Source organism: Bacterioplanoides pacificum, from assembly GCF_042648445.1.
Classification (GTDB): domain Bacteria; phylum Pseudomonadota; class Gammaproteobacteria; order Pseudomonadales; family Oceanobacteraceae; genus Bacterioplanoides; species Bacterioplanoides pacificum.
Genome location: NZ_JBHRYB010000006.1, coordinates 18,128 through 35,457 on the forward strand (window position 1 = coordinate 18,128; position 17,330 = coordinate 35,457).

General features: G+C 53.1%; 18 protein-coding genes. 9 read left to right on the forward strand and 9 right to left on the reverse strand.

The window, feature by feature from the left end:
• Window positions 1–36: 36 nt before the first annotated feature.
• The 6 genes from ACFOMG_RS09445 (at window position 37) to ACFOMG_RS09470 (ending at window position 2,998) form a co-directional block, all read left to right on the forward strand.
• Window positions 37–333 (forward strand): hypothetical protein, encoded by a 297-nt coding sequence (locus tag ACFOMG_RS09445; protein WP_376866245.1) that lies wholly within the window; start codon window positions 37–39, stop codon window positions 331–333.
• Complete coding sequence (locus ACFOMG_RS09450) at window positions 326–700, forward strand: hypothetical protein (protein WP_376866246.1); 375 nt, start codon at window positions 326–328, stop codon at window positions 698–700. Before ACFOMG_RS09445 ends, ACFOMG_RS09450 begins: the two co-directional genes overlap by 8 nt.
• Before the next feature lie 12 nt (window positions 701–712).
• Complete coding sequence (locus ACFOMG_RS09455) at window positions 713–1,423, forward strand: ABC transporter permease (protein ID WP_376866247.1); 711 nt, start codon at window positions 713–715, stop codon at window positions 1,421–1,423.
• Between the two features lie 5 nt (window positions 1,424–1,428).
• Complete coding sequence (locus ACFOMG_RS09460) at window positions 1,429–1,785, forward strand: VanZ family protein (protein ID WP_376866248.1); 357 nt, start codon at window positions 1,429–1,431, stop codon at window positions 1,783–1,785.
• Window positions 1,786–1,912: 127 nt separating this feature from the next.
• Window positions 1,913–2,374 (forward strand): hypothetical protein, encoded by a 462-nt coding sequence (locus tag ACFOMG_RS09465; protein WP_376866250.1) that lies wholly within the window; start codon window positions 1,913–1,915, stop codon window positions 2,372–2,374.
• A 90-nt stretch (window positions 2,375–2,464) separates the two neighbouring features.
• Window positions 2,465–2,998 (forward strand): flavodoxin, encoded by a 534-nt coding sequence (locus ACFOMG_RS09470; RefSeq protein ID WP_376866251.1) that lies wholly within the window; start codon window positions 2,465–2,467, stop codon window positions 2,996–2,998.
• 136 nt (window positions 2,999–3,134) lie between these two features.
• Here the strand turns inward: ACFOMG_RS09470 and ACFOMG_RS09475 are convergent, their stop codons facing one another.
• From ACFOMG_RS09475 to ACFOMG_RS09495, 5 genes are read right to left on the reverse strand one after another with little or no spacing between them, the layout of a single operon-like run.
• Window positions 3,135–3,638, reverse strand: a complete 504-nt coding sequence (locus ACFOMG_RS09475) for an NUDIX domain-containing protein (protein ID WP_376866252.1) — start codon at window positions 3,636–3,638, stop codon at window positions 3,135–3,137.
• A 39-nt stretch (window positions 3,639–3,677) separates the two neighbouring features.
• Complete coding sequence (locus ACFOMG_RS09480; protein WP_376866253.1) at window positions 3,678–5,396, reverse strand: ExeM/NucH family extracellular endonuclease; 1,719 nt, start codon at window positions 5,394–5,396, stop codon at window positions 3,678–3,680.
• On the reverse strand, window positions 5,378–6,370 hold the full coding sequence (locus tag ACFOMG_RS09485) for a CobW family GTP-binding protein (protein WP_376866255.1): 993 nt from the start codon (window positions 6,368–6,370) through the stop codon (window positions 5,378–5,380). Before ACFOMG_RS09485 ends, ACFOMG_RS09480 begins: the two co-directional genes overlap by 19 nt.
• Before the next feature lie 35 nt (window positions 6,371–6,405).
• Complete coding sequence (locus ACFOMG_RS09490; protein ID WP_376866256.1) at window positions 6,406–8,925, reverse strand: ABC transporter permease; 2,520 nt, start codon at window positions 8,923–8,925, stop codon at window positions 6,406–6,408.
• Window positions 8,922–9,650: an ABC transporter ATP-binding protein gene (locus tag ACFOMG_RS09495; RefSeq protein WP_376866257.1), complete on the reverse strand. Its 729-nt coding sequence runs from the start codon at window positions 9,648–9,650 to the stop codon at window positions 8,922–8,924. The genes ACFOMG_RS09490 and ACFOMG_RS09495 overlap by 4 nt, the downstream gene beginning before the upstream one ends.
• Between ACFOMG_RS09495 and ACFOMG_RS09500 the strand changes: the two genes are divergently transcribed.
• The 3 genes from ACFOMG_RS09500 (at window position 9,631) to ACFOMG_RS09510 (ending at window position 13,594) form a co-directional block, all read left to right on the forward strand.
• Complete coding sequence (locus tag ACFOMG_RS09500; protein ID WP_376866258.1) at window positions 9,631–10,281, forward strand: arylesterase; 651 nt, start codon at window positions 9,631–9,633, stop codon at window positions 10,279–10,281. The two genes, ACFOMG_RS09495 and ACFOMG_RS09500, sit on opposite strands and share 20 nt — an antisense overlap.
• 220 nt (window positions 10,282–10,501) lie before the next feature.
• Window positions 10,502–12,757: a putative bifunctional diguanylate cyclase/phosphodiesterase gene (locus ACFOMG_RS09505; protein WP_376866259.1), complete on the forward strand. Its 2,256-nt coding sequence runs from the start codon at window positions 10,502–10,504 to the stop codon at window positions 12,755–12,757.
• Between the two features lie 39 nt (window positions 12,758–12,796).
• Window positions 12,797–13,594 (forward strand): inositol monophosphatase family protein, encoded by a 798-nt coding sequence (locus tag ACFOMG_RS09510; protein ID WP_376866260.1) that lies wholly within the window; start codon window positions 12,797–12,799, stop codon window positions 13,592–13,594.
• On the opposite strand, the gene ACFOMG_RS09515 is transcribed toward ACFOMG_RS09510, so the two are convergent.
• The 4 genes from ACFOMG_RS09515 to ACFOMG_RS09530 form a co-directional block, all read right to left on the reverse strand.
• A complete protein-coding gene (locus ACFOMG_RS09515; protein ID WP_376866261.1) occupies window positions 13,569–14,576 on the reverse strand; it encodes a lipase secretion chaperone in 1,008 nt (335 codons plus the stop codon). The two genes, ACFOMG_RS09510 and ACFOMG_RS09515, sit on opposite strands and share 26 nt — an antisense overlap.
• The gene (locus ACFOMG_RS09520; RefSeq protein WP_376866262.1) at window positions 14,576–15,520 is read right to left on the reverse strand and encodes a lipase family alpha/beta hydrolase; all 945 of its coding nucleotides are present in this window, start codon (window positions 15,518–15,520) and stop codon (window positions 14,576–14,578) included. Before ACFOMG_RS09520 ends, ACFOMG_RS09515 begins: the two co-directional genes overlap by 1 nt.
• 155 nt (window positions 15,521–15,675) lie before the next feature.
• Window positions 15,676–16,710: an NAD(P)H-dependent flavin oxidoreductase gene (locus ACFOMG_RS09525; protein ID WP_376866263.1), complete on the reverse strand. Its 1,035-nt coding sequence runs from the start codon at window positions 16,708–16,710 to the stop codon at window positions 15,676–15,678.
• An 85-nt stretch (window positions 16,711–16,795) separates the two neighbouring features.
• Window positions 16,796–17,125: a hypothetical protein gene (locus tag ACFOMG_RS09530; RefSeq protein ID WP_376866264.1), complete on the reverse strand. Its 330-nt coding sequence runs from the start codon at window positions 17,123–17,125 to the stop codon at window positions 16,796–16,798.
• Window positions 17,126–17,330: the final 205 nt, after the last annotated feature.

The following is a 17,330-nucleotide window of genomic DNA, read 5'->3' on the forward strand; positions in this document are numbered from 1 at the left end:
TATTCTGTGGCGATCTGATTCAGTGAGGTTTTTCTGGTGTCACAACAACCGGATCAACAACCCGGCTGGCGGGCCAGGCTGCGCCACTGGTTAATGCAACGAGCCCGTAACGACCGCGCCAATCTGCGGCTGTTTGTTACCGGTGCCGCGTTGTTTTTTGGCGGCCTGGGTATTCTGCTATACGCCGAACAACGTTTGCTCGCCTCCCTGACTCAGGAACTGATCGCCGCCGCCGGACTGCTTTTTGCTGCCTGTGGTGCCGTTCTGGCCACCCTGGGCTATCTGGCTCTGAGTCTTTTACGCATTCTGAGGTTTATCAGCGACGATGACTGAACGTTTTCCCGATATCGAAATTTATTTAATGAAAGCTGAAGCACAGCCGGTGCAACAATGGCTGCAACAGGCTTTAGGTTCATTAACCGTAAAAAACGACAGCAGCGAAACCCAGCACTGGCAAGCCGGCGGCATGGATATTTATTTCACCGAAAATGCCGAAAAAAACTTCTCCAGCCTGTGGATTAAACAAAACCACAGCCCCTGGCTGAACGACCTGGAATGTGCCCGCGCGGCCCATGCTGCACTGGCTTGTGAAATACGCTGCAGCGATTCCGGCTGGCAGGAAAACGAAGGTGACAACAACCCCGGCCAGGGCTGGATCAAACTGATCCGTGGTGAAGAAAAAAGTTTTACCTGGAAGTAGGACAACCGGCAGATGACTCATATTTCCTGGCTGGAGCTGGCCTGGTGTGCCATACCGGTAATACTGGTGTGTCTGATTTATCTGGCCTGGCAGGGCAGACCCAGTGAAGTATTAATGGCCTCTGCCCGCATGGTGCTGCAACTGGTGGCGGTTGGCTATGTACTGGTCAGTATCTTTGACAACCCCTCCCCCTGGATCAGCCTCGCTATTATGGCGCTGATGACGATTATCGCAGGCTGGATTGCGATTCGCCCGGTGCGCCATCAGCGCGGCTATTTTATACCGGCATTGCTGGCACTGCTGCTGACCGTCAGTTTGCATCTGCTGATTTCCGTTGGCCTGGTATTACAACCAGACAGCTGGTTTGAACCGCGCTTATTAATTCCGCTGGCGGGTATGTATTTCGCTAATACCATGAACGCCATCAGTCTGGCAGCAGAACGTTACCAGGCTGAACGGCGAAATCAGGTGGACGCGACTCAGGCCCGTCTGAATGCCTTTCACGCAGCCATGATTCCACAAATAAACAGCCTGCTGGCGGTCGGCCTGGTCGCCCTGCCAGGCATGATGACCGGACAAATTCTGTCCGGCGTATCACCGCTGATTGCTGTGCGTTACCAGATTATGATTATGACCATGATTTTAGGTTCGGCCGGTATTGGCGCCGCTCTGATGCTGTGGTTGCTGGGACGCCTGAACACCAGCCCGCTTACCAAGGAATAAAAACCATGCTGATAACCTGGATACAGCGCCACTGGGCGCTGTTAACTGCTCTGCTGCTGGTACTGATCAGTGTGCTGTCGCTTTCTCCGGCCAGCCAGCTGCCGGCGGTTCCCGGCACCGATAAAACCCATCATTTTATTGCTTATGCCGCCTGTGTGTTCCCACTGGCGTTACGCCGGCCAAGGTATTGGTTATGGCTGGCGCTGGCGATTATCGGCTGGAGTGGCGCGATTGAACTGATCCAACCCTATGTTAACCGCTACGGTGAATGGCTTGATCTGGCCGCGAACAGCCTGGGGGTCTTGATTGGCGTGATCCTCGCCAGCCTGTGTCGCTTATGGCCGGGCAAAACGCCGCTGTAACGCCGCGGATATTCCGCTAAAGCCATCGTTACTGAGGCGTTCGGCTTAAATTGACAAAATCTGGCAAAGCCATCTTGCAAATGCGAATTATTATCATTATTGTAATTCCATTGCTAAGGAGATGCTTATGCCCCAGACCGTTCCGACTCAGCCCAGCAATGTGATCTCATTGCACCATACTCAGCCAGCCCGACAATCCGGCCAGCGCTTAATGCTGGCGAGCAGCGGCCAGCCACACACCATCCGCCGGCTGGAAACTCTTGAACAACGCATTAAACGCTATCAGGGAAACGTTTTGCATCCGGAGTGGCTGAATGAATATATCGATCTGGGGCTGGAGCTGGCTCAGGACGCCAGCCAGCGACATTTACAGCCACTGCAGGAAAGCTGGCTGAAACGCATCTACAACACGCTGCGTGATACCGCGTTTAATCTCGATTGCCAGGAGTGCTGGCGCCAGCAATGTCTGGAGTTTCTTTATCAGCCATTTTTTGCGCTGCAACATTTTTACCGCGAACACCCGGCCGGGCGACAAAAGATTCGTTTGTTATTCAAAGATTTAAATATGATCAGCCGCTATGTGGTGTAACCAGCCAGCGACTGAATAACAGACTCACGAATGGGACTGAGGGTCAGCAGGGATGCTTTTCTTCCGTTAACCTTTTTAAGGACAAGCGCCATGCAAAGAATTGGATTAATTTTTGGTACAGATACCGGTAACACTGAAGAAGTTGCCCACAAACTGCAGGAAAAAATCGATTGGGCTATTGTGGAAAGCCATGATATTGCCAGCTGCTCGGTCGAGGATATTCAGCAATACCCGGTATTAATTTTCGGTATTCCGACCTGGGATTTTGGTGGCATTCAGGCGGACTGGGAAGACTTCTGGCCAATTATGGAAGATATGAGTTTTCATGGAAAAATTATTGCACTGTACGGCCTGGGAGATCAGTTTGGTTATGGCCATTATTTTCTGGATGCCATGGGTTTATTACACGACGCCGTACGCGATCGTGGCGCCACCATCATCGGTCACTTTTCGGTGGAAGGCTTTGATTTTGAGGAGTCGCGCGCATTAACAGACGATGGCCGACATTTTGTTGGCCTGGCACTGGACGAAGATCAGCAGTTTGAATTATCCGACAGCCGTATTGAGCGCTGGCTGCAACAGATTAAACACGAACTGCAGGGGTTGCAGGCCCAGTCTGCCTGAGTTTATTGATACAGGAATAAACACGTCAGGATATTGCTTTATATCCTGGCCCGGGCCTATAAAGTGGCCCTAAAAGGGCCACAGGTAGCGCTGTTTTCCACCACCATGACAGCCGAGCGGAAGCCGCTGAAGAGAACTAACCGTTATCTCTGATATCCAGCCAGCGCTGTACAATACGCCCGGTGGCCGAATCCCAGCCTTTCAGTTTATCCAGCGGAATGATTTTATATTCATCCAGTTCCTGCTCGTCCAGATAAATTTCGCCATCCGCACGTAAATGAAAACCCATAATCAGCTGATTAAATAATTCGCCGGAGAAGCCTTTACCATTAAATAATTCAAAACCAATAAATTCTGCCTTACTGGCCTGCAGCCCCAGCTCTTCCTGAGTTTCCCGTAACGCACACTGCTCCGGCGTCTCACCTTTCTCGAGAAAACCGGTAATAATACTGAACGCACCCGCCGGCCAGTTTTTATTGTGCGCCAGCACCACACCGGTCTGGGTTTCAACCACAACGGCAACCACCGGCGTGGGATTATCCCAGTGTACGAAGCCACAACGGTCACTGCAGAGCAGCCGCTCTTCACCATCCAGGTCAGCGATTTCCAGTGTCGCACGGCAGGCCGGGCAATATTTCATATAATTTCCTGTTATTGGCTTGTAGGCGGAACAGCCCGATTATAATTCAAGAAGCAGAATCTGCGGATCATGATCTGAACTGCGATAAATTTCCTGCGTTGCAGCATACGGTGCCAGCGCCGGATTTTCTACGGAATTAATCGCCCAGCTGAGATACCCGCGTACCTTTGAGCGTAGCGATGGTGACAGAAAAATATGGTCCAGGTTGCCTAACAGGCCACGATAATTATAACTGTGTGAGCGCGTCTCGCTGAAACCGGCAGCACGCAACCAACCCGCCTGAAATAATGGCTGCAGCGGCTGCTCAGCAGTATAACTGTTAAAATCCCCCACGATCAGACGATGATCCGCGGCTAATGCCTGATGTTTTAAAAAATGTTGCAGCGCCAGCACCGCCCGGCTGCGGCTCTGATTACATCGACCACCGCCATTTTGTTGCTGTGCTGTTTCACCACAGGAAGACCCTTTCGACTTCAAATGCAGCGCCGCCAGCTGAATGGTTTGCTGCCGATGGCGGAAAGTCTGAATTAAAACCGGCCGGTTACCATAGTCGTTAAATAACGCTTTACCCTGAGCATCTGGGGCGGAGTTATGCTGGTGTAACACCTGCACCGCGGCCACCGGCTGTAATACCGCCGGGCGATACAACAGTAAGGTCCGGATCGCATCACTGCCTTTGTGCGCCGGAGTAATCAGGCGGTATAACCCTGATTTTTCCTGCTCGCGGTTCAGCGCATCTAACAATTGCCGCGCCGCACTGTGTGCGCCAAAGCCGTCATTTTCCACCTCGTTTAACACCAGCACATCGGCATTAATCGCCACCAGGGTACGCACCAGCCGCTGTGTCTGAGCCAATAGCTGGGAAGGGTTGCCGGCTCCGCGTGAATGACGAAACTGCATCTTGCCCTGCGGCCCGAGTACGCCATTAAAATAGTTATTCACATTAAAACCGGCCACCACCAGACTTACCGCTGGCGGATAATCGGGCAACGCCGGTCGCGGTTGTGGCTCTAGCTGCAATTCAGTGGCCAGTACCCGTGGCTGGATTGCCTGTCCCGGCCGGGTAAAGCTGTCCACCACACCACGAAAAAACGGAATCCGGCTGCCCAGCCTTAATGGCAGTTGTGAGCGCCATAAAGGCTGCCTGCCTGCAGCCTGTAACAATAACCGCTCGTGGCGGTTATTTTGCCCCCGCACTGCAGCCGCCGGCGCCAGCTCGGTGGGTTGCCACATCAGTGCAGCAGATGCCCACAGGCTGGAGCCGCTCAGTATCCCGGATTGCTCAGTAAAACCGGACACCAGGGCATGGCCTTCAACCCGCATACCTTCCACCGCTTCCCACTGAGCCGCCGTCAACGGCAGCGTCAGCCGGGTAGCCTGCGGAACACCGGGCTCAGTTGCACAGACATACATATGTTCCGGGGTCAGGCGGGTAATACTGTGGCGTTCGCTGATTCGGCCTGTCAGCCGCATACGCTGGCCCGTTTTAACCAACCGCCGTGAAGCAATAAATAATCCTTCCGAGGTGGCCGGATTATCATCCTGCTGCGCCGCCGGGGTCTGTATCCAGAAACCAAATGGTGCCCGCTGATGCACCACACCTTCGGTGGTCAGCCGCTGGCCGGCATAAGGGCTGTGCTGCCCGTCTCCCTGAATATCAGCAATGGTGTGATAGGCCGCGCCACAAGGATCGGCTGCCGCCGGTAAAGTCAGCAAACCCAGCAGCAGCCATAAGCGGATCAATGGTGTTCGACACACGCCAGCAGTTCCTGTTGCCGCTGCTGTTGCTCCAGCGGCTCCGTGGCAATCAGCTCCAGCCGGCTTTCTTCCAGAGCCCGGGTCGGCATTTCAGTTAACACACCATCGCGCATATTGATTACGTAGGTGCCTTGGGTGGTATTCACTAATCCCTTGGCCCGCTCCACAGACAGTGACGACAGCCAGTCACGTAACCGGGTCAGGGAAAACAGAGTTTTCCCCTGCACCAGCCAACCCAGCGAAAAATGCCCCTGTCCCTGATTGGTTAAACAACGCAGCGCTTCATCAGCGGCCAGCGCCGGCTGGCTGTCGAGAGACTGTCGCTGATGTTGGGCATGAGCATGGGGGTGTAACGCCAGTCGTTGTGATTCAGCCGGGAAGTCCAGCCAGCGGATATCCAGCTGGCCCTGTTCCAGCCAGCCAGTGGCTGCTTTAGGTGGTGTTGCCTGAGCGACATAGTCGGCAAATGCCTGCTGATCGTCGTCGCTGGCGAGATCCGTTTTATTTGCCACCAGTACATCAGCCAGCTGCAGCTGATCGATAAAGGTTTCGTGCTGGCGATAACGGGGGTCACTGAGATGACGGGGGTCGACCAGGCAGATACTGGCGCCGAGCTGCAGAATATCGCGGTAGTGATCGCTGCGCAGAGTCTCCAGAATATTACGCGGGTGACCCAGGCCGGTCGGCTCGATGATCAGTACATCGGGTTTTTCTTTACTGATCAGCAGGTTGAGGCCCATCTGAAACGGCAGGCCAGACACACAACATAAACAGCCACCGGGAATTTCTTTGCTGACAACCGAACCATCCCCGGCACTGGCGGCCTGCAGAATAGCGCCATCAACGCCAACCTCTCCGAACTCATTGACCAGAATGGCCCATTTTTCACCTTCGGGTTTCTGCTGCAATAAATGCAGAATGGCCGTGGTTTTCCCGACCCCGAGAAAACCGGTGACGATATGTGTGCGGATCATAAAACAGCCCTGACAAAATAGTTATAATATAACAATCAGCTTTCAAGCTCACGCAACACCTGTAACGGTGCCACATTCACTGCAGCACGCATCAACCAGGTCCCCAGCACAATTAACAGCAAGGCCGTCAGTGGTGGCAACCAGATCCAGGCCAGGCCGAGGCCGGCAAACGGCCCCTGATAAGGGATATCCAGTAAAAAACGGTACAGCCCCCATAGGATGGTTTCGCCCCCCAGCAGTGCCAGTAACGCCGACAACCCACCTAACAGGGCGAACTCGGTCATTTGTGCGCGACGGATGACATCACTGCCGGCTCCCAGTGTGCGCAGCACCGCCCCCTCTCGCAGCCGCTCGCTCAGGCTGGCGATCAGCGTGGCCACCATCACCAGCGCCGCCGCCACCAGCACAAAGGTAAGTATCAGCTCTACCGCCAGACTGACTTGAGCCAGCAGGGTCTGGATCTGCCCCAGCACCACCTGCATGTCGAGCAGAGTCACCGCCGGAAAATCACGAATCAGTTGAGTCAGCTGTGACTGCTGATCCGCAGGCACGTAAAAACTGGTCAGGAAACTGCCCGGCAACCGTTGCAGCACATCGGCCGAAAACATCATATAAAAGTTGGGTGACAACGATCCCCAGTCGACCTCACGGATGCTGCTGATGGTGGCATTAAAATCCACCCCTCCAGCCCGGAACGACAACTCATCTCCCAGCGTCACGCCTAACCGCGACGCCAGTCGTTGTTCAATCGACAGCTGATTTTTCTGCTGCTGCAAAGCCTGCCAGCTACCGCTAACAATCCGGTTTGATGCCGGTAAAACCGTATCTGAGGTTAGCGCCAGATCGCGGTTGATGGCGGGATCATCCGCCACTTCCAGGCTCTGTACCGATTCACCGTTAATCTGCACCAGGCGCCCCGGCACCATGGTGTACAGGCGCTCAGCACGATAGCCGGCCTGCTCCAGGCGCTGGTAAAAGGCATCCTTCTGATACGGCTGAATATTGATGGCAAACACGTTCGGTGCATCATCCGGCAGACTGGCCTGCCAGTCGGCGATTAAATCATTACGGACCACACCAATCACCGCCATCACCATTAAGGTCAGTGAAAAAGCCAGCACCTGACCCGCCGTCTGACGACTGTTACGGCTCAGATGTTGCCAGGCGAAACGCACCACCAGCGGCAGTTCACGGTTACCCAGACGACGGCGTAAGCCACGGATTAACAGGTGCAACAGCGTTAATAAACACATCACCACCAAACCACCACCCAGCATCATCCCCAGTGTCAGTGCCATATCCGCGGTGAAAAACCACAATAATAAAGTCAGCGCGGCAAGAGACAGCAGGGTAATCAGCCAGCCGGACAATGGCACCGGCGTCAGGTCGCGGCGTAACACCCGCAAAGGGGTCACCCGGGATAACGGCAAAATATAGGGTAATGCAAAACCGAATAACGTCAGAATGCCGCTGCTGGCACCTAATAACCAGGCGCTGAGCGGTGCCGCAGGCAGGTTTTCGGGTAACACGCCCTGTAACAGACCAATCAGCAACTGCTGTATCAGCGCCGCCAGAGCGCTCCCCAGCAAGGTCGCCAGCACGCCCAGCAACAACAGCTGAGTGGCGTAAATGCGATACACCTGGCGCTGCTGTAAACCAAAAGTACGCATCAGGGCACTGATATCAAAGTGGCGCTGTGCATAACGCTGAGCACAGATCGCCACCGCCACACTGGCGAGTACAACGGCCAGCAGAGCCGCCAGCCCGAGATAACGCTGGGCTCGCTGTAACGCGTTAGACATCGCCTGATTGCTGTCCTGCAGGGATTCAAAACTCTGATTGGCTTCCAGCGGCCACTGTGTCCGCAATTGCTGCAGTATCCCGGCATCGCCTTTCAGCAACAGACGATAACGCAAACGACTGCCCGGCCCCAGCAGACTGGAGTTTTCAATATCCTGCCAGTGAATCATCACCCGGGGAGACAAGGTATAAAAGTTACCACCACGGTCACTCTCTTCCAGAATCACCGCCCCGATTGTGTATTCCGCCTCCCCCAGTTCCAGCCGGTCGCCGACCTCGGCTCCCAGCAACGCTAACAAACGTGGTTCAACCCAGATCTCCCCCACGGCCGGCCCACGTTCAGCCAGCCGGGCATTTGTCTCTGGCTGATCGTCATACACCCGATCACTGATCAGCAAGCGACCGCGTAACGGGTAACCGTCATCCACGGCTTTAATGGCCGCTAAGGCCATTTCATCACCCTTCAGCACCACACTGGGAAAAGTCAGCGTACGGGCGGTTTCCACCCCCAGCTGTTGTGCCTGCTGACGCCATTCGTCGTTGATCAGGGTAGTGGACTTCAGCCGCAGGTCCGCTCCTAACAAGTCATTTGAGCGCGCCTGCATCGCCAGATCCAGCCGGGCGTTGAATACCGCAATGGCAGTGGTGGAGGTAACGGCAATTAATAATGCCACCAGAATCAGGGTGAGCTCACCACTGCGTGCCTCACGGCTTAACAAACGCAGTGATAACGCCCATTGTTGCCACAGGCTCATGCGCTGGCCTCCGCAGGCTGCAAACGACCGTCGCTCATTTCCAGCTGCCGCTGACAACGAGCTGCCAGCTCCGGATCATGGGTGACCAGCACCAGTGTGGTGCCTTGTTCAGCATTCAGACGGAACAATAACTCTTCGATCTGATGGCCGGTACGGCGATCAAGATTGCCCGTCGGTTCATCAGCAAACAAGATCTGAGGCGATCCGGCAAATGCCCGGGCGATGGCCACCCGTTGTTGTTCGCCACCGGATAATTGCGCCGGATAATGACGTTCACGGGCAGCCAGACCCACCTGATCCAGTAACTCAGACGCTTGTTGCCGCGCCTGTTTATCACCCCGGATTTCCAGCGGCAACATAACGTTCTCCAGGGCTGTCAGACCAGGTAATAGTTGAAAGTTCTGAAATACAAAAGATACCCCTCTGGCCCGGACGGCCGCCCGCTGATCTTCGCTGAGGCGGTCAATTCGCTCCCCCAATAACTCAACTTCTCCCCGGCTGGGTGAATCCAGACCCGCCATCAGACCAAGTAAGGTCGATTTGCCGCTGCCGGAAGCACCAATAATGGCGACGGTTTCGCCACACTTGATATCAATATCCACGCCCTGCAATATGGCCAGCGGCTGACTGCCTGCCTGCACCACTTTATCCAGTTGACGGATCTGCAGCGCCGCTGCAGCAGCTGACGTTTCTGAGGAGGTTGTTGTGTTGTTATCTGCTGTCATATCTGTTCGTAACCTGATTAGCGTATTGCTGCTGACACTGCTGTGTGGGAATTCGCTGGCGGCAGAAGCTGACACCCCGGAGAAAACCATTTTAGTGTTGGGAGACAGCATTAGTGCCGGATTTGGCATCCCGTTGCAACAGGGGTGGGTCGCCTTACTGGGTAAAGAATTGCAACGATCCGGAGCCAGAGTAACACTGATTAATGCCAGTATCAGTGGTGAAACCACCAGCGGTGGCCTGAACCGCCTGCCACAGCTGTTACAGCAGCACCAGCCACAACTGCTGATTCTTGAGCTGGGCGGTAACGATGGCTTACGTGGCACCCCTGTTAAGGTGATAAAAAACAACCTGCAACGTATGATCAGCCTTACCACTCAGACAAAAGGCGACATTTTATTAGTTGGCATGCAGATACCGCCTAATTATGGACGGAAATACAGCAATTTATTCCGTGAGATATTTCCTACACTGGCCAGCAAAAATGCCACCCGGCTGGTGCCGTTTCTGCTTGAAGACGTTGCCACAAAGCCTGCTATGATGCAGCCCGATGGCATTCACCCAACGGCTGCCGCCCAACCTCTGATGATGCAACAGGTATTACCCGAAGTACAAAGCTGGTTGTCGCCGTAGGCCATAATCCGGCAGCTAACTGGCAGACACCACCTATACTGATCTGAACCCTTTGTTTTTAATCAGATCAGTAATGACACACAAACGCCCCGCTCTATTACTCCCGCCTGAACAGCGCTCCGGAAACCGCGGTTTCCTGATCGCCTGGCTGCTGTGTAGCGGAATTTTTGTCCTTATTGCATTCCACCTGTGGCAGGACAGCAAACAAGGCGTACAGGATATGCTGGTGCGCGAGCAATACCCGGTACTGCACGGCCTGCAACAGCAACTCCATGCCGCTGCCCGCAGTGACTCAGCCACGCCACTGGCGCGGTTTCAGGCGATCAACTGGCAGGCGTTACCCACCATCAGACGTACCGGGCCAACACGGTCGTTGCAGCTCAACCTGTTCAGCCAGGATGGCCGCCTGTTGTATATCGATTATCCATCTCAGCAGCAGGCGCCGGAACACCTGCTTGGTGAACAGGCGCCACTAAGGGTCATTCAATCGGTTACCACAGCAGCCCGCGGCCAGCTGGAGCTGGTCCCTTCTCATCTCAACCTGACCAATCAGAAGAGTTACCATCTGGTCAGCGCCGATCAGCACAGTCAGACCATTATTGAATTGTCGATTCCGGCTCAGGTGGTGTATCAGCAATACCGGGAAAAATTATTGATCAGCGCTTTTTTCTGGTTATTGCTCAGCCTGGTACTGGCCTTCACCCGTCATATCATTATCCGCTGGCAACGTCAGACACAGGTTAAAGAACACACGTATTTACAGGCCCTGGATAAAGCCGAAAGTACCACCTCCTTATTTATCAACAATATTCAGGGCTGCGTTTATAAGTCGGCCTATCCCAGCTATTTATTAACCTTTGTAACTCAGGGCAGTGAAAACATTTTTAATTGTGATGCTCAGGTGCTGATCAGCCGCCAGGCCTCGCTACTGGACTTTATTCACCCGGGTGATAAAGATGCTTTTTTACGCCAGCTGGAAAAACATATCCGCGAACAATCTGCCTTTGAATTTATTTTCCGCCTGACCCTTCCCGATCAGGAAATAAAATGGGTCATGAACCGCGGCCGCGTTACCATCGAAAAAAATGGTGTATTAGCGCTGGAAGGCTTATTACTGGACATTACTGACCATAAATTATCACAGCAACAAGTAGAATACCTGGCTACCCGGGATCCGCTGACCGAGCTGGCGAACCGTTATTGTTTTAACGATGAAATCATCAACCACATAAACAGCGATCAGGAGCACGAAATTCCGTTCGCGTTGCTGTATATCGATCTCGATCGTTTTAAAACCATTAATGACTCGCTTGGCCACCAGCTCGGTGACCGCCTGCTGAAACTGGTCGCCGAGCGGCTGCATGTAGTGGTCGAAGATCGTCACCTGTTGTCCCGCCTGGGTGGCGATGAATTTATTATTATGATGAAAGAACCCAGTGGCCGGGATGAAATTATTCATCTCGCCAAACGGGTGACTCATACGTTATCGCAAACATTCCAGCTGGATTATTACAAACTCAGTACCAGCTGCAGCATTGGTATCAGCCTTTATCCCGATGATTCCACCGAATCTTACGTATTGATGCGTAATGCCGATACCGCGATGTACAAAGCAAAAGAAAAAGGTGGCAACTGCTATCAGTTCTTTACCACGGATATGAATCGCCAGGCTCATGCACGCCTGACTCTGGAAAACGAACTGCGCAAGGCGATTAAAACGCATCAGTTTGAAGTTTTTTACCAGCCCCAGGTATCAACCTGGGACAATCGTTTGTTAGGAGCAGAAGCACTGGTGCGCTGGAATCATCCTCAGCGCGGTATTATTTCACCGGTGGATTTTATTCCTATTGCTGAAGAAACCGGCCTGATTAAGGACATTGGTGACTGGGTACTGGACGAAGCCTGCCGGACCTTCAGCCAGTGGAATCAGGAATTTGGTCTGAAACTTCAGATTTCGGTGAACGTATCGGTACGTCAGCTGGATGACCTGTTTGTTTTCCGGGTACAAGAACTGCTGAAAAAACACAATATGCCCGCTTCGCAACTGGAACTGGAAATTACCGAAAGCCTGTTAATGGACAACCCACAGGAAAATATCCGGCTACTGGAAAACATCAATAAGCTGGGAGTTGAGTTTGCGATGGATGACTTTGGCACCGGCTATTCTTCGCTCAGCTACCTGAAACAGTTTCCGGTCAGCAAGCTGAAAATTGATCGCGCCTTTATTAATGACATCACCACAGACAAAGATGATGAGGCCATTGTGCAGGCAATTATCGCGATGGCAAAAACCCTGAAGCTGAAGCTGGTTGCAGAAGGGGTGGAAAATCATGAACAACTGTCGCGGCTGCGGGATTTAGAATGTGACAGCTACCAGGGGTATTACTTCAGTAAACCGCTGCCTCAGCAGGTGTTTTACGAACGCCACTTATTAACCGCTGAATCACGCCGCAGCGCAACAACATTGCAATCGTAACACCGAGCGATAGACTGGTGAAAAACACAGGAGAGCGCCATGTCATCCTCCATACTGGAATTTGCAGAGCGTTGCGCACGTCAGGCTGGCCAGCTGATTGCCGGACAACGACATCAGCTGACTATTCAGTTTAAAGGAAGCGCGGCTGAAGAATTGGTAACTCAGGCGGACATTGCCGCTGACACCCTGATCTGTGATGCCATTAAAGAACAGTTTCCTGAACATCAGATCCTGTCAGAAGAGTTATCACCCGATAATCCGACCGATGTGGCTCACCTGTGGGTGATTGATCCGATTGACGGCACGGTCAACTACGCCCATCAACACAGCCAGGTGGCGATATCGATTGCCTACTTTTTTCAGGGCCAGGTCAGTGCAGCCGTTGTTTATAACCCCTTCAGCGACGAACTGTTTGCCGCCGAACAGGGCCAGGGCGCAACCCTCAATGGACAGCCAATCCGCTGCAGCGATAAAACGGAACTGAAGCGGGCATTAATTGCCACGGGTTTCCCTTATGTAAAAGATGAATTACCGCTATTAATGCGTCGCCTTAATACAGTGCTGGCCAATTGTGCAGACATTCGTCGCCTTGGTTCAGCCGCACTGGATATTTGCTGGGTAGCCTGCGGCCGGTTGGATGGTTATTACGAATCAGTGAAACCCTGGGATTTTGCCGCCGCCCAGCTAATCGCGACGGAAGCCGGGGCACGGTTTGGTCATACCTATGTACCGGATGGCAACCCTCAGCTGGAAGGTGACAACCTGCTGATCAGCAACCCGGCATTATTTGAACCCCTGCGCCAGTTATTACTCAGGGCTGATCAGTTGTCGCTGTAGTCTGGGACAACAGCTGCATTGCGGCCGCTAAACGTTTTTGCTCAGTTTCACTGAAATGTTTATGACGATAGCTCTGTAACAGCTGCTCCCGGCTGCTGATATCAACATCCTGCAACGCCGCAGATTCACGATAAAGCTGATACTCTTTCAGCCGCTGTTGCCAGTGTTGCTGACGCTGATCCAGTTGCTGTAATCTCTCTGCAGCCGCGTCACCAAACTGCTGCCGGCGCCATTGCTGCAGTTGCTGAGCATCTGCTCCCTGCTGACGCAACAGTGCCTGCTGTTGCTGCAGTGTCATAACCAGCCGGGTACGCTGGCGCATCTGTTGCAGTGGCTCCGGTAACTGTTGCTCCAGCCGTGCGATTTGTTGTTCATCGGCACCGGCAGCACGGGCTTCCAGGCGTTGTATCATATAATCGTCGAGCAACCGGTCACCGGCAAAAAAAGCCTCGACGACCGGCGGCTCAAACCATTGTCGGCGTAACCGTTGTTGCCAGCGCACCCGAGCGATCATATCGGCGGTAACGGCCTGATTCTGGCGTTTTTGTTGCTCATTATCGTAATCCGCCAGCTCCTGCAGATAACCCAGATAATGTTGCAATAACTCTTCTGCCTGCTGACGGCCAGGTTGGGCTAACGCTGCAAATTCCTGCTGCATCAGACTAATAATGTCTGCCAGAGGTAACTCCCCCTGCGCTGCCAGATGAAAATCAAACCACTGCCGCAATGCAAGATTAATAATAAGTTGGTTATCACCATCCAACCGCAACTGACCATCAACATCCGCGCCCCGGAAAGTTCGCAATTGCTGTAATAACGGCGGATTATGACCCTCTTCCTCCCCCGACTGTTGCGGTCCGGCGGCGGTCGCTGGCAAACGATGAATATCGAGTTCGACATCTGCCGTCTGCCAGCTACCAACCAGCCAGATCACCGCTGCCAGGACAGTACAGATCATTGCGCCGTGCAGCGGTTTCATCATTACAGCCCTGCCATCTTCAGACGATTGGCATGAGTGCGGAATACAGTCAGCGGATCAGTTTCAGTCAGATGATGGATACCGAGGAACAGGTTAACTTCATCCAGATGATTCATACGGAAATCATCCCGGATTACCATTCCCAGGTGAGACGAACAACGACCAACTAACCCATCATTGGCCACACCGGCCGGAAAGAAATGCTGAGTGGTGCCCGTCAGCAGATCCAGCGGATCAAGCACATTCGTCACCGGCTGAGTGCCACTCCAGGAATAATAACGCACGCCATTCACTTCATAAGCACCTTCACCACAGGCGGTTTGCGGAATACCAGCTCCATGCTGCTGATTAAATGCGGCGGTTTGTTCACTGGTCATGGAACGCATCGAAGCAATAATATCCTGCGGGTGACCACCGCCGGAAACTCCATCTATAATCTCTGCCAGCACATTACCTAAGGTGGCGACCAGCCCTTCAAAAGCGGGAGAATCATCACTCATTTCAGATATTTTATCCGCGACCGGCGTGCCGCGGTTAACGCCGGCAATCGTGGTCACAGATGCCACCAGATCCGGACGAACCGAGGCAACATAACGGGTTGTCGGACCACCGTGGCTGTGGCCGATCAGATTCACCTTTTCAGCACCGGTCAGCGCCAGAATCTGTTCGATTTGCGGAATCAGCTGCTCACCACGAATCTCCGGCGTATTGGAGTTTGAAACCGTGGTAATAAAAACATCAGCACCATCCTGTTGCAGTGTTTCCGGCACTTTGTACCAGTAATCCACACCTAACAGGTTATCAAACCCATACAGACCGTGGGTCAGGACAATCGGGTAACGGGTTTCGGTATAACCGGTACTTGGCGGCTTGGACATCGCCAGAGCCTGAACTGATACCAGCATCAGAAAAGCAGCTGCAATAGCAGCCATTGCGCGCGTATACATAAAACATCCTTCTATTGTTCTTGTTATCTGAGGCAGTTCATGTCTGTCTGAGCAGACTTGCACACAGTGTAGACAACTGAAGTAATGTCCATAGGATTATACAGGCCAGCTTGTAACTGGTTCAGGCCAGTCAGCCACAATCCGGCCACAGAATTTTATTGCCAGAAACGTGCCTGTGCCTGATGACCTTCATGCGCCTGTTGCAGAACCCGATCAACCACCTGCTGTACCGTTGGTAAATCGTCGATTAATCCCTGTGTCTGGCCAACAAACTGCACGCCGTTATCCAGATCACCGTCAATAGTGGCGGCTTTCAGGCGCGGCACACTGGCACCAAAATAGGCCAGCAACTTCACCTTGTCCATCATTGCCAGCATACCCAGCAATACCTTCCAGATCGGCTGCTTGACCATTCTGGCGGCTTTGGTCGCTTCAATACAGGCCAGTATAAAATTCATCGGCCTGCGGGTTTCTTTAACGGAACGCGGAGTTTTCATAACCCGGGCTGGGATACCATCAAAGTTTTTGCTGTAGATGGTGTCCTGCTCCGTCTTGCTAACAACGGCTTGTTTGGTCGTTTCATTCAGTGGGCTGTCCTGCGTCGTGGCGAAACGGGATCCCATCGCAATAGCCTCCGCTCCCAGAGCCAGAGCCGCCAGCAAACCACGGCCATCAGCAAAACCACCGGTTGCAATCAGCGGGATATCCACTTTCGCCGCAATCGCCGGCACCAGCACCAGCGAGGTCACATCACCACCATGAGCTGCAGCTTCATGGCCGGTAACCAATAAGGCATCGGCACCAATTGCCTGAGCCGATAGCGCGTGTTTTTCCGTCACCACAGTGGCAATCACTTTGCCTCCGTATTCATGAGCACGTTTAACCAGCCAGTCACCTTTACCCAAAGAAAAGTTAATCACCGGAACCTGCTCGTCCAGTGCTACCTCGGCATTTTCTTTCGCCCCTGGCATCAGCAAGGTCACCCCGATACCAAATGGTTTGTCGGTAAGCTGGCGGATTTCACGAATTGCGTTGCGGGTTTCGTCTGGCGTCAGCGGGCCACTGGCGAGAATCCCCAGTCCACCCGCATTGGACACAGCAGCCACCAGCTGAGGAGTGGAAATCCAGCTCATACCCGGCAGAATCAACGGATGTTCAATAGCTAATAATTCTGTAATACGTGTTTTCATGGAAGTGCCCTGCCCGGAAGAAAGGCGACACTTTAGATAGAGGAGGGAAAAGATCAATGGCCGAACTGACGACGGACCAGCCGAATTAACGCGGAGCGTTTAAACCACGATCCTGAACAAAATTCTGAAAATGCTGCAGGCGCTGCTGCTGAGACATACCACGCAGCTGCTCAATCCGCTGCTGACGCTGTACCCGATCCATCGATTGCTGTAACTGCAGGTTCTGCAGATTCTGATAAAAGTTATCCAGCGCCTGACGTTGCTGTGGCGCCTGATTACTCCATTCCAACTGAATCCCAGGATGACCGGAAGCCGGCTGAGGGATTTGCTGACGCAACTCAATAACACGCGATGCCGAAGGATCGGCCTGCGCAAGAACGGGCAGCAAACATAACAATAAAAACAGACGTAACAAGATGATTAATCCGGCAATACTACAACCTTGTTAGTGTAACCAAGCCCTGATCAAAAAGCAGTCAGGGCTTGGTAAAGAGAGACTATAAATAATTCTGTGTAACTGCACTGATTAAATATAGTCTCTCAACTGCTCTTCAAACTCAATAATGAAATGATTTAATGCCGGCTTCCAATTGCGAATCGGCATTGTCCATTTTCTTGAT